This is a genomic window from Bradyrhizobium sp. Unk1 (assembly GCF_059512345.1).
In genome coordinates, this window is record NZ_JCAMOP010000002.1 from 282,534 (window position 1) to 295,995 (window position 13,462).

Here is a 13,462-nt window from a genome sequence, read left to right on the forward strand (position 1 = left end):
TTGTCCTTATCGGAAGTATTTTGCATGGCCTCTCTGCCTGTCGTTCGAGAACCTTCGCTTCGGTTCCTGGGATGCTCGGCCCGGACTTAGGCGCGGCCGTCGGCTACGCGAAGGTGGAGAAGGCTCCTGGTACCCGACGGGCCTACCAGACGGACTAGCGGCGGCTGTTTCTGGCCTGTTGCGAGGCCAAGGGAGCATCCCCCGCCCTTCCAATAGTCGCCGAGATGCTGGCGGCCTTCCTGCCCGCCGAAGCCCAAGCGGCCGGGAAAAGACCTTCCACGCTGGGCATGCGTCTGGCCGCGATCCGTTCTTTCACAATCTGGCGGGCCTTGCGACCCCGACGGATGCCGGGGCAGTCAAGGCAGCCTTCAGGGGCATTCGCCGTTCGGTAGGTTCGGCGCAGATCCAAAGCCCCGTGGCGGAAGACATCAAGGCATTGATTGCTGCCCCCCGATACGCTTAGCGGAAAACGGGCCCGCGCCCTAACCCTCGTAGGCTTTGCAGGGGGCATTCCGCTGCATCAAGTTGGTGGCTCTCGATGTCGCGGACTTCAAGGAAGTTGAATCGGGCCTGCGTGTGATCATCGGCGATAGCAAACTGATCAGGAGGGAATGGGCTCGACGATTGCGGTGGCGCGGGGATCCATGGCCTGCCCGGTGAGAGCGTTGCTGGTTGACCGCCGCTGGAATTGAGAGTGCCGCGCTATTTCGTCCAATCAACAGAGGAGGCCGCGTCCGTCAAGCCCGACTAACATCACGCGGCTTAGATGCTAGCACAATCTCTACCTATTCTCTGCAATCGGGTTTTCTGACGCCCGCTGCGAAGGCGCTTCCATTTTTTAAGATCATGGACGTGAAACGAGCCTCCCGCTCAGCTTCTGTTCGAATGCAATGCTTCAATGGCTGATTGAGATACGAATTATCGCCGGACGCGCGTGAGAGAATAAGGAGTTCGCGATCCGCAACAATTCGGTTAGGAAAGACTTCGATGAAATGCTTCAGCCTATATAGAAATCGTTGAAAATGAGGTCCCTTCTGCGTTTCGCCATTCAGTCCCTTTGTCCCGCCTTCTAGCGCGATTTCAACATTCGCTACGCCGCAATGGCAAAGCAGAACCAACGCCCAAGCTTCAAATGCGGCCGCATCAGTTTGCATGTTGGCATGAAGGCCTTTCTTCGTGATGTTAATGGTAGCGCGATCCCGGGTGCCGCGAATTCAGATTTCGCTCTCGCGCGGAAATTGGCAATATTTGAAATCATCATTCGCACTACGTAGTTCTCGTTGCCAGCCCTTATTATCAAGCATGTATGCGCCTTCCATTGTTGCGGCATCAGTTCAAGCGCTGTGCTGCTACACGTCGATGCATTGCCCGTCGTCAACCTTGAGCACGTTGTCGAAGAGCAGCGGAAACTTCTCTCGCCCGAAAGTATGAATCGGGATGAGCCGCTTAGGGCGGCAGCCGCAGCAAGACGCTGCAGATCTCCTGGACTGGCGTGTCCCGACGTATGGATGACTTCGAAGGGAAGGCCGCGGCTTACACAACCGGCCTTGAGCGCTGCCCCTGCCCCATCAGTGAGATAGCCTTCCATTGAGACCAGAACGAGAAGCATTCTCAGCAAGTTCTTCCGGCCAGAACCTTCCATTAGCATGACATCGATGTTCCGAGGCGGGCGCGCAACCAACGCCTCAAAGAGCTTGCGTTTGCGGCCATGCGCTCGGAGATCGCCGGAGTAGAACAGGCGCTTGCCATCAGCCTGGACGTCGATGGCGTAGGCATCGAACCTGAATGATCCACAAGGTGCGGAATGATCGCGAACGGTCCGACCTCGATCCGTTTCCCATGGTCAAGATGTTGCGCCGCATTCAAACCAACTGCGTCGGGAACGAAGTTCGCTGCGGCCCGCAAAATGCTTTCGGCCGACTTGCCCATGACAAGCGGAATTCTAGGGCTGAACATCCTCCACATCGATACCATCATTTCGGGCGCCAATTCCCTCAACGGTTTGCTGTCGACCCCGACTGTCGACCGCCTGATCGCGGCCAGCCCCCGGCGCTCGCGTCGGCCCCCGCGCTCGGGGTAGTGATAATGAATAACAAGAACATTATTCTCGCCCGCGCACGAAAACATCTTATGATTGTGGCATGACGAAGAGAATCACCGACAGCCAAATTCTGGGTGAGCTAGGCGAGACCACGGTCAAGAAGATCGTGCTCGAAACGGGCTTCATTTATGAGCATCGCGGGAGGCTGGAAGCAGGAACGGACGGCTTAATCGAACTACGCGACCTTAAAACTGGAGCCCCGCTCGGAAGATTGTTGGGCGTACAGGTCAAAGCCACGGCCGATGGCAAATACACGCGTGAGACGGAAAGCAAATTTGAATATTTGCTTAAGGACGACGACCTTGCCTATTGGCGTCAATCGAACATCCCCGTCATCATCGTCGTTTGGCGGCAATCGGACAATACAGCATACTGGAAAGACGTCACAGACTCGGTACGAGGTGAAGATCGCCGTTTGCAATTCGACAAGCAAGCGGATGTGTTCGACAAAAAGTGCGCCGACCAACTTGGCAGCCTTACGATTGATCGCCGAACGCCAGGCGTCTTTGTGCCTCCCTTGAATCAAGGTGAGACAGCGATCATCAATCTGCTTCGCGTTCGTCTCCCTGAAGAAATATTTGTCGCCACCTCACCGTTTGGAAGTGGCCGGGATGCCGTCCCGGAACTCTTGAAGCAGAGCAACACCCGTTTCGATTGGGTAATCCGTAACCGCCGGTATGCTTCGTTCTTCGATCCGAGGAATTACGGTACGAAGGCTATTGTCGATCTCGACCAAGTCGAAGCCATCGATACGAAGGTATTCGCGTTGAACGATGAATTGGATGACACCATCGACACAATTGATCTTCTGCGGCGGACTGTGGAACGACAACTGGCGTCGCAGCTCTCATATTTGCCGAAAGATCGACTGTTCTATTTCCGTGCAATGGCGGCCAATAAGGCAAGAAGCTACCGCTACACCGCCAACGTCAATGATACGTCAGCGCGGGTTGTCAGCACTTACGCCAACAAGAAGAAACCGGAGGCTCAGGGTTACGTGCGCCATCACGCGGCGAACTTTCGGTTTGAGCGGCTCGGGGACGAATGGTTCGTCGTCATCGATCCAACTTTTTATTTTACCCGTAATGGCTTCCAGCCGCATCGCTTCCCTGAGGCGTTGCTGGCGGGCAAAAAGCGCTTAGAGCGCAACGCCGCGGTCCGCGGTCAAGTCATGATGTGGCAGCATTTGCTTGTCGATAGCGTGAAAGAAGAACATGGACTGTTCGACGCTGACAAGGTCAGAGGCCCGATCCTAGGTTTCGAAAACTTGCCGGTCATTGAACTGGCGCGCGCGGTGCCGGAATCATCGTGGAACCGCACAGATCCCCGAGCGAAAGACATGGTGTCATCCGATCTCTTTGAAGAGGAGTTCGCCGGATGACCTTCAAATCGCGCGTGTTCGATGAGCCGGTTCTGGAATTTGGTGATGGCGGTCAACACTGCGATCCGCGCCATGGCTTGAGAGAATTCGGACCGCTCCAACCAAGATCGGGAGATGTGGTTCGGGTGGGCGTTATCGGAACCGAGGAAACCGTTGCCGGTTTCACCGAGTTCTTAGCGGAGACCGCGCGTGGTATTGATAGCGAGAACAAACAACTCATCAATCTCAATCCCGACTTTCCGGGCCTCGGCAATCAGAATCCGTTTCGGTGCAAATTCGAAGTCCCGCAAGGCTCCACTATTGCGTTATCTCACCGCCAGGTAAACGAGATTAAGAAAATTAGCCGCCACGATGAGGCTGTCCGCCACGCGGTAACGCTCATATCCGAGCAGCTTTCTTCGCTAATGGAAAGCAGCGCCAAGCCGGATGTCATTGTGCTTGCTCTGCCAGTGCCTCTGATCGAAAAGCTCGTGAACGCCAAGAGCGAGGAAGCCAGTGAAGCGGCTGAAGAAGAGGATGACTCGCCCGACACCCTTAACTTCCGAGATCTGCTTAAGGCCAAGAACCTCCATTTGGACGTGCCGACACAGATTGTCTGGCCGGACACGTGGGATGATGCTGCGAAAATTCCGAGAAAAGTGAAACGGGAAAGCAACCGCCAAACGCAAGCAAAAGCCACACGTGCTTGGAATTTGTTGAACTCCCTGTTCTATAAAGCGGGCAAGGTGCCGTGGCGGCTTTTACCCGACGAGGCCGAATACCGCACAAGCTTTCTTGGCATCGGCTTTTATCGCGATCTTGATGGTCAACAACTTTGGACCAGCACCGCGCAGATGTTCGATGAACGAGGCAGGGGGCTCATCCTGCGCGGGGCGCGGGCGCAAACTGAAACACGTGGGCGTCATCCTTATCTGACGGCAACTGATGCCGATGACCTCGTGACGCAAGCGATTGCGGCGTACAAGGCCCATCACAAGCATGTCCCGGCCCGCTTGGTCGTCCTGAAAACCTCGCGCTTCCGGCCTGAAGAAGCGGAAGGCATTGATGCTGCGCTAGATCGCTTGGGGATCGACCTGCGCGATCTGCTTTGGGTGCAGGAAAGTTCGCCGATTGCCGTATTTCGCGACGGCAATTATCCAGTTCTGCGCGGCACGTTTGTGGACTTGAAAGGCAAGGGCTTGCTCTACACGCGGGGGAGCGTTCCTTACTATGGGACTTATCCAGGCCTGCGTGTGCCACGCCCCTTGCTGCTCGTCCCGCACGAAAACTCGGATAGCGCGCTTCCGAAACTGGCGGAAGAGGTGCTTGCCCTGACCAAGGTCAACTGGAACACAACCCAGTTTGACCAGAAGCTTCCGGCCCCGATCAAGGCGGCCCGAGAAGTTGGGCGCATTCTCAAGCACATCGAATTCGGCGTACCAACGTCGCCGGATTTCAGAAAATACACCTAGTCAGACCTTGGCCTGAAGATCCGCCAAAGCCACGTCGTGCGCGATGTATTGCGAGGCAACTACAACAAAAGTCTTATGAAAATCGGTAAATCACTCTGACGAATGTGTTTTCATTCGCTATGATGCTCTTCAACTAAAGATAGATACGCCCCGGGGAGGATGAATCATGCCCCTGGGAATTACAGGGAGGTAGAGCTTGCCGAGTTCCAAGCCTAAACATGCGAAAGCGGGCGCGAGTGACACGCTGTCCCAACAAGAACAAGTCTCGGCGGTTGCCACCCACAGTCTCGATTTTTTTGCAGAGGCCTCGGCGCGCGCGCATGAAGCGCTTGGTGAGCCGAGCCCGAACGCCGAAAATGTACTGGCCGTCGTAAACACGATGGCCTCAGACACTGCGGTGAATAATATTGCCGATATCACCGATACGCAGCGGCGCGAGCTGCGCAAACTCAGCGAAGAACCTGCAATTGCACGCGTGGTAACTGAGGACGAAAGTGGTGCGCGCCGAACCTATTTCATCTCTCGCGCGACACCTTACCGCTCGCCTTCTGATGGCAGTGCTGCGGCTAGCTACAAATCCGCATTTGGCCGTTTGGCATCGCTTCCGATTGGCGGCGAGACGGAAATTTCAACAAAATCTGGGTCGCGTACACTTGTCGTTCTCGAAAAAGCGCTACTCAGACCGAGCACAACGAATGGAGAGTGGGATTCACTCAAATCTGTCATCGAAGGTGAATCATTCGGGCCACTCACAGTCTCATCCTTTCGAGAGCTTCTCCGGGCGCAGGGGATACCAGCCGATGAGGCTGACATTTTAGAGGCAGCACTAGCCTCTGACCGCGCGGCGGCTCTGATTGTCGAGGGCTTGCGCCGCGACGTGATCACCAAGATGGAATTGCGAGACCTTGCCGTCTTGGATGAATTTCAAGACGAGATATTCCGTCTTCCCATTGATAGCCGCTTGGTGATCTTGGGGCCACCAGGCACTGGCAAGACAACAACATTGATCAAACGTCTCGCGCAGAAACGCGATCTGGAGTCGTTGGACGAAGATGAGCGCGACGCAGTTCGCAGCTCACTAGCCGGAACAGCGCGGCACAGCGAGAGTTGGATCATGTTCACGCCAACGAACTTGCTCAAGCAGTATGTTAAGGAAGCGTTCGCCCGCGAGAACATCGCCGCGCCGGATGACCGGATTCAGACTTGGGATGATTACAGACGCGAGATTGCGCGTAACCGTTTCGGAATCTTGCGCTCGCCGTCGGGCAGCGGTGTTTTCGTCGTCAAGGATCACTTACCGTCCTTGCTGCCTGCGACCGTCGCCGATCAACGCGACTGGTTCACGGACTTTGAGGGGTGGCAGACCCAATCGTTCTGGACAGAACTGCAAAACCACGCGCAAATTCTGGCCAGCAACAAGGAAACAGCTATCGCTCGTCTGGGTGCGCGAATTCAAGACGCATTGCCGACAAAAGTGTCCGGCCTGCATGTCTCAGCGTTTTCTGCACTGGGAGAACTTTCGGACGACGTACAGTCGCTGATTGCACGTCTGAAAGGTGAGACAGATGCACAAATTCGCAGTGCGATTGGTGCGGAACTAAGGAATGACCAGGGCTTTCTCAACGCGCTCATGGAGTTCCTGCCGTCCGTGACGGAAAGCGACGACGCCGATGATACCGAAAGCGAAGATGAGGAAGAGACGCGGCAGATTCGCGTCGGGCGCGATGCCGCCGTTGAAACTCTCACGCGGGCTATTCGCGCCAAAGCCCGGTCAACGGCATCGGGACGTACGCTAAGCAAGCAATCGCGGAACGGAAAAATAATAGAGTGGTTCGGTAACCGTGGATTATCGGCCGATGCCTTACGCAATGTCGGTCTGAGCTTGCAAGTCCAAGCATCCGCGCGGCGTTCCTTAAATCCTTTGCGCCGCTTCATTGACGGCGTGGCAGGACGCTATCGGAGATTTCGCCGCGAGCGTCAAACTGAGAGCCGCTGGTATGCGGCAGAGGGCTTTGCGGCTACGGACCTCAACCCCTTGGAAGCCGACGTCATCGTCTTGGCGGTTCTAAAGGCAGGGCGCGCGTTTCTTGCGGACCGGCGAACGGCGCGGGAAGTAGATCAGGGACGACATCCTGCTCTTGTCTCCGTGCGAGGTCTGCTTCGCTCCCAGGTGCTCGTAGACGAGGCGACGGACTTCTCGCCGGTCCAACTCAATTGCATGGCCCAACTCTGCGATCCCGCGTTGCAGTCTTTCGTCGCTTGCGGCGACTTCAATCAACGGATTACCGAATGGGGCAGCCGGTCCGACGCGGATCTGAAATGGGTTTTCTCGGATTTCGAGATCCGCCCCGTCTCGATCACGTATCGCCACAGCCGCCAGCTCAATGAGCTAGCCCGAAGCATTGCCCTGTTGTCTTCCCCCGACGTGCCCGAGGCGCAATTGCCGCAAAGGGTCAACAATGACGGGTTCGATCCGGTCCTTGCGACCGCGCTACAAGACAGTGCCGCACTTGCAGCATGGCTTGGCCAGCGTATCGGGGAGATCGCGATACTGACACCATCTTTGCCGCCGATTGCTGTGTTAGTCAGCGCTGAAGAGTATGTCGTGCCGGTCGCGAATGCCCTTAATGAGGTGCTCGCTGACGGAAACACGCGCGCTGTGCCATGCGCTTTTGGACAATTCGGCGGTCAGGACAACGATGTGCGGGTGTTCGATGTTCAACACATCAAAGGATTGGAATTCGAGGCGGTGTTCTTTGTCGGTATCGATCAATTGGCGGAACGGCAACCGGACTTGTTCGAGAAGTACCTTTATGTCGGCGCGACCCGCGCGGCCATGTACCTGGGCGTCACCACTGCCGGCGCGGCGCTCCCTGTCAAGGTTGCCTCGCTAGTAAGTAAATTTAGGGCGGCGTGGCCGTGACGCGGCCTGCTTGCTCGGAAGCAATAATGAAGAGGATAGATCATGAAAATGAATAAGCGCCCGTTTCCGTTGGCAACTATTTGCAGTTATGAGGCACGCATTGATCCAACGCCGGACTATCAACGGCCACCCGCATGGTCCCGCAAACAAAAACAATTGCTGCTCGACACTATTCTTCGCGAGTACGACATTCCGAAACTTTACTGGCGTGCGGTCAAACGCAGCGACGGCATTGAGTACGAGGTCGTGGATGGCCAACAACGAATTCGCACAGTCTGGGAGTTTCGAAGAAATGACTTTCCGCTAGCTAAAGATATGGATGACGTGCGCGGTCACAAGATTGCGGGCATGCGCTACAACGATCTTCCGCTAGACGTGCGCACAATTTTTGACGCCTATCCAGTGGATGTCGTAATTGTGGAGGATGCGGCCCAAACTGAACAAGAAGACGAAGTTCGCGACATGTTTCTGCGCTTACAGAACGGTACGATTCTGAAAGCGCAAGAAAAGCGCAATGCCATGACGGGTTCAATGCGCGACTTCGTAAAGGCAATTGCGCGCCATCCGTTTTTTTTAAGTTGCAAGTTCACGAATTCCAGATTCACCTACGACCATATGAGTGCGCAAATGATCTTGCTGGAAATCGAAGGCGGCCCCACCAGCGTTCGTGACGGCGATCTAAACCGGATGTATCAAGACCACGCTGCATTTGACCCAGAGGGCAAGCTTGCGAAGAAGGTCAAGCGAGTTATCGAATTTTTGAATAAGGTGTTTCCCGAAAAGACGCCAGAGCTTGAGCGTTACAACGTCATCACGTTGTACTGCCTCGTTTCAGTGCTCATCGATGGATACGTGACCGCAGGACTAGAGCCGGAGCTCAGGGATTGGTTTCTCTCGTTCGAGAGAGAGCGTGCTGCCAATGAGACCAAGGACGATGAACAGAAGGACCTACAATTGGTCGAATACCGCCGCCTCATCAGTCAATCGACGGATAGCGAAGAAAGTATCACGGCCCGTTTAGATGTTTTCGAGAAACGGTTTTTCGACGCCATGCCTAACATTGAACCAAAAGACCCGCAGCGCGGGTTTTCGCATGAGCAGCGACTTGCTATCTATCGCCGAGATGGCGGTATCTGCCAGCTCAAGCTGCGGTGTGACGGTGTTAAAGTTGGTTGGGACCACTGGCATGCGGACCATAAGATAGCCCACTCCAAAGGTGGAAAGAGTATCGTCGCTAACGGTCAGGTTGCCTGCCCGAACTGCAACTTTTCCAAGGGTGCATCGGCACCCACTACGGCTGTGGCTTAGGCCTTCAGCGTGGCGACCACTACCACGCGGGGTTTTCATTTGCTGCGCGGGCTTGAGAAAGTGCGCCTCCCCGCAAGCGACACGAACAAACTCCTGCACGCTCGCCGGAAACTAGAAATTTTCGCGTGGCCTATTTCCACGAGCTAGACCTCTCGTTCGCAATACTGGATCAAAATGTTCATGGCCTGTCGGTCATGCCAGCGTTGGACCGTTCGTGACTATTGCTGCTGTCGTAGCCGTCACTCCAAACTGGCCGGAAACTTGAAGTGCAGGAGATATTACGATGCGATTCTTAGATGGTTCGGCCGGCCAAAGCCGAATTGCTGATCTGGTTGTTCGGTCGAGTTCAATTAAAATGGCTGTCGCTTTCTGGGGGCAGCCTGCACCCAAGGTACTCGGATTGCTCACCACCCAGAAGGTGGTTCAAATCGTCTGCAACCTCAAAATGGGCGGGACAAATCCCGAAGCTATCGAAGCTCTTCAGGACGCCGGAATTAGCGTTTTACAATCTGATCATTTGCATGGAAAGGTCTACCTGTTCGATACGGAAGCCATCCTCGGTTCGTCGAATGCTTCCGCAAACGGTCTTTCTCTCCAGAGTAGCGAAATTCGCGGTTGGCATGAGGCAAACGTTTCGATCACCGAACCATCTACCTTGGCTGCCATCTCCGAATGGTTCGATAGACTTCCGAAACGGAAAATAGAGCCGGCCGATCTAATCGCGGCCAAGGATACGTGGTCGCGGCGACGAAGAGCAGGACTGGATAAGTTACCGCCATCAAAATCTATGTTGATTGAGGATCTCGGCAAAGACCCGGGGCTTTTCAAAGGGCGCCGAATATTTGTCTGTGTCTATTCCGAGGGTCTTTCGCCCGAGGGAAGAAAAAGCCTCGCTCTAGCGAAGAAGGAAGTGGGCCGCGAAGTCTCAGAAACCATAGACGGATTCGAGTGGCCACAATTGCCTAACTTTGCCGACCTTCTTTGCTTTTGGATGGAGAACGCCCGTTTCTATCATGATGGTCTGGTGCACATGCCAGAAACCCGACACGAGATAACCAAGTACGGCACGAGGTTTCAGGTTTGCCGCAGCATTGATGCCATTGCGGGATACCGAAAATCCCGTATAGGGGCGGCATCTGCTTGGACACCATCACTCAGGGCATTTATGCAAGATGTCGGTGATGTCGGCGGCAAATTCCTGGACTTGGGAGAATTCGCCGAAAAGTATCTTCGCGCTTGATCATCGACTCCGTAGCATGTCCAACTTAGCCCTACATGAGTCGAACACGATGCGCTTATTCACCCACACACAGCCAAGAGGATAGCGAATGAAACTCGCAATCCCAGCGCCAGGCGCAATGATCCGGGTACGCTCTTCGACCTGGAAAGTAACGGGTCATGAGCGCCGCGCTGACGGCCATATAGTTTCCTGCCGTGGTGCAGCGGGCGTCGTCAAGGGCAAGTCTGCCAAGTTTGTTCTTGAACTTGAACAAGACTATACCGTTCTTGATCCGGCAGAGGTTAACCTGGTCCCCGACAGCTCTCCGGGGCTGATGGATACAAAGCTATTTCTCGAGGCCGCATTTCGATCAACTCCCACGACAACGCCGCTTCCACTCACTTTCGGCAGGGCTGCGATCGACGATTTGCCATTTCAGCATGTTCCAGTGCGAATGGTACTCGCGCAAGACCGCGTTCGGCTACTGATTGCGGATGACGTGGGCCTAGGCAAGACCCTGGAGGCGGGTCTGATAACCTCCGAGCTCATGCTCAGAGGTCGCGCCAACAGGATTCTCGTTGTTACCACACGCTCAATGCTGGGTCAGTTTCAGAAAGAGTTCTGGACGCGATTCTCGATCCCGCTGTCCCGTCTGGACAGCGCCGCTATCCGGCGTATGCGCAACCAGATTCCTGCGCACTACAACGTCTTCGATCAGTTCGATCGATCCATCGTCTCGATTGACACGCTGAAACAGGACGGCCAGATACGCGCTGCCATCGAGCAGTCTAGCTGGGACCTGATCATTATCGATGAGGCCCATAATGCTGCCAAACGCATCCGTACTGGCGGAGTGCAGAGCTTGCGATCACGGCTCGCAAAGCTTCTATCCAGAAAGGCAGATTCCTTACTTCTTCTGACTGCCACCCCACACGATGGATCGCAGGAAAGTTTTGCGAGCCTGATTGAGATGCTGGACCCGACGAGGGTCCCGAATCCGGCCGAACTACATAGGGGCGACATAGAAGACCTGGTGGTCCGTCGTTTCCGCTCGTCCCCGGAGGTCATGGAGGCGATCGGAAAGGCCGTCCCACCCCGAGAACTTCATCGCCGCGGCTTTCCTCTGAGTGAGAAGGAGGAAAAGGCCTACGGCATGATCGCGGATCTACGGCTTGATCTCGACGAGGAAGGACCGCGCGGCCGCGCCATTGATCTGTTCCGAACAACACTTGCCAAGGCGATCTTTTCCAGCCCAGCGGCTTGCCTTGAGACAGTCACTGGACGGATAAGCCGGATCGAAAGGGGAACGGCAAGCGGCACTGGGGCTGACCAACAAAAACTCGGCGCTCTCGCGGATCTCCTTGCTTCCATCACACCAAATGATTTCCGGAAATATCAAGAACTCCTTCGACTCCTGAGGGATGTCCGGTGGACCGGCAGAGACCGGCGCGATCGACTCGTCATCTTTTCAGAGCGGATTCGAACCGTGGCTTGGCTGGAGGAACGTCTCAAGGCCGATCTCGGCTTGACGGAAGAGATGATCGGCCGGATAGACGGTGGCAGCGTCGAGGCGGAGGAGAAAACCCTGCGTCTCCTTGAAGCGTTCGGACAGGAAAAGTCCCCAATCCGGATTCTGCTGGCCTCTGATATGGCCTCCGAGGGTCTGAACCTGCATTTCCAGAGCCATCGCCTGATCCATTTCGATCTGCCATGGTCGCTCCTGCGGTTCCAGCAGCGCAATGGCCGGATTGATCGTTATGGACAGGATCGCGCACCCCAGATCTATTACTTTGTTGGCGAAAGCAGTCATCCCAAGGTCCGCGATATGTGGGTTCTCGAGAAGCTGGTCGAGAAGGATGCGGAGGCCCAGAAGGGCGTCGGTGACCCGGCCGTATTCCTCGGCGCGGGCGATGCCCTGCAGGAAGAAGAGGTTGTCGCACGGGCCGTGAGCGCCGGTGTCGGAGCAGACACCTTTGCAGCGGAAATGGACAGACGCGCCGAAGAGGCCGGCCAAACCCGTTCGGTCGATGATGAACTCAATGCGCTCTTCGGGGACTATGGCGGCGTTGACCAAGCCGCCGCGTCATCTTCAGCTTCGGAGGCCCGCGGCGAACTTCCACCTCGCCTCTTCGCGGACACCTTCAGCTACGCTCAGGCGATGCTGCATCGGCTTGCAGAACCTAATGAGGGTATCTTCGAAACAGCCCCGGCGGTGAACCTCGATTCTCGTCTGATTCGGATGCGCATTCCGCAGGACATGATGAGCACCGGGGGACTAGGCTACGCCCGCTCCGATGAGGTCGACGATCGCTATATGCCAGTTGAGGCCGTTGGCAGCGGTGGCCTGGTTGAGCTGACGGATCAGGCCGAGGTCATCAACACGGCGATCGAGCGAGCCAAGACTGAGGAGCGAAGCTGGCCGGCAGTGCAGTACCTTTGGGACGGACATCCAATCCTGGGCTGGTTCGGCGAGCGAGCTGCGATATTCTTCCCCGAGCGCAGTGCGCCTCTTTGCGGTCTGCGAGGACGCCTTGTCGCGGGTGAAGTTGCGGTTCTTCTGCACGGGGCTATCCCCAATGCACTCGGGGCGCCGATCGTGGATCGATGGGGCGTCGTGTCCGTGAAGAACGGACGAGTCATCGGAATCGAAGCGGTCGAAGATTTCGCCTCACGGGTCGGGCTTTCCGGGAACACGCCGAGCAGCAGGGCGCCAGATTTCAACCTCGAGCTCGCTCGCCCGGCGCTTTCGCCGGCTGTCGATGCTTTCCAATCCCACCTCGTGGAGCACCAAAAAGAACGTGAACTTGCGATCGAGAAGAATTTAAACGCGACACTAGACCGCCTTGCCGGTTTCGAAGCCCGATTCCGCAAGCAGCTGGATCTGAAGTTTGCTGACGTTCCCGAGGACAATGCGCCGATGACCGCGTTGCAGCGCCGTCAGAAGACGCGCCGACAAAATCGAGCCGCCGAGATCGACCAACTTTTTGAGGACTGGGCTTCCTGGTACGATCGAACACGCCGAATGGTAAAAGACCCGAATCCTTTTGTTGAAATTAAAGCCGTTTTTGTTGGGTGAGTG

Annotated in this window: 7 protein-coding genes; 6 read left to right on the plus strand and 1 reads right to left on the minus strand. The window is 55.8% G+C overall.

The window, feature by feature from the left end:
• Positions 1-785: 785 nt before the first annotated feature.
• Positions 786-1,154, minus strand: a complete 369-nt coding sequence (locus tag AC5ZFO_RS03415) for a hypothetical protein (protein ID WP_496121367.1) — start codon at positions 1,152-1,154, stop codon at positions 786-788.
• 987 nt (positions 1,155-2,141) lie between these two features.
• Here AC5ZFO_RS03415 and AC5ZFO_RS03420 point away from each other — a divergent pair.
• The 6 genes from AC5ZFO_RS03420 (at position 2,142) to AC5ZFO_RS03445 (ending at position 13,459) form a co-directional block, all read left to right on the plus strand.
• Positions 2,142-3,482 (plus strand): DUF4365 domain-containing protein, encoded by a 1,341-nt coding sequence (locus AC5ZFO_RS03420; RefSeq protein ID WP_496121369.1) that lies wholly within the window; start codon positions 2,142-2,144, stop codon positions 3,480-3,482.
• Positions 3,479-4,933 carry an argonaute/piwi family protein gene (locus tag AC5ZFO_RS03425; RefSeq protein ID WP_496121371.1) on the plus strand — a complete coding sequence of 485 codons (1,455 nt, stop codon included), beginning with the start codon at positions 3,479-3,481 and terminating at the stop codon, positions 4,931-4,933. The genes AC5ZFO_RS03420 and AC5ZFO_RS03425 overlap by 4 nt, the downstream gene beginning before the upstream one ends.
• 196 nt (positions 4,934-5,129) lie before the next feature.
• Positions 5,130-7,856 (plus strand): ATP-binding domain-containing protein, encoded by a 2,727-nt coding sequence (locus tag AC5ZFO_RS03430; protein ID WP_496121373.1) that lies wholly within the window; start codon positions 5,130-5,132, stop codon positions 7,854-7,856.
• Between the two features lie 42 nt (positions 7,857-7,898).
• Positions 7,899-9,164, plus strand: a complete 1,266-nt coding sequence (locus tag AC5ZFO_RS03435) for an HNH endonuclease family protein (RefSeq protein WP_496121375.1) — start codon at positions 7,899-7,901, stop codon at positions 9,162-9,164.
• 283 nt (positions 9,165-9,447) lie between these two features.
• Positions 9,448-10,404 (plus strand): phospholipase D family protein, encoded by a 957-nt coding sequence (locus AC5ZFO_RS03440; protein WP_496121377.1) that lies wholly within the window; start codon positions 9,448-9,450, stop codon positions 10,402-10,404.
• A gap of 88 nt (positions 10,405-10,492) precedes the next feature.
• Positions 10,493-13,459, plus strand: coding sequence for a DEAD/DEAH box helicase (locus AC5ZFO_RS03445; protein WP_496121379.1), 2,967 nt, complete (start codon positions 10,493-10,495; stop codon positions 13,457-13,459).
• Positions 13,460-13,462: the final 3 nt, after the last annotated feature.

Coding starts and splice junctions, on each gene's coding strand:
- AC5ZFO_RS03415 (WP_496121367.1), bottom strand. CDS start 1,154: ATGCAAACTGATGCGGCCGCATTTGAAGCTTGGGCGTTGGTTCTGCTT.
- AC5ZFO_RS03420 (WP_496121369.1), top strand. CDS start 2,142: ATGACGAAGAGAATCACCGACAGCCAAATTCTGGGTGAGCTAGGCGAG.
- AC5ZFO_RS03425 (WP_496121371.1), top strand. CDS start 3,479: ATGACCTTCAAATCGCGCGTGTTCGATGAGCCGGTTCTGGAATTTGGT.
- AC5ZFO_RS03435 (WP_496121375.1), top strand. CDS start 7,899: ATGAAAATGAATAAGCGCCCGTTTCCGTTGGCAACTATTTGCAGTTAT.
- AC5ZFO_RS03440 (WP_496121377.1), top strand. CDS start 9,448: ATGCGATTCTTAGATGGTTCGGCCGGCCAAAGCCGAATTGCTGATCTG.
- AC5ZFO_RS03445 (WP_496121379.1), top strand. CDS start 10,493: ATGAAACTCGCAATCCCAGCGCCAGGCGCAATGATCCGGGTACGCTCT.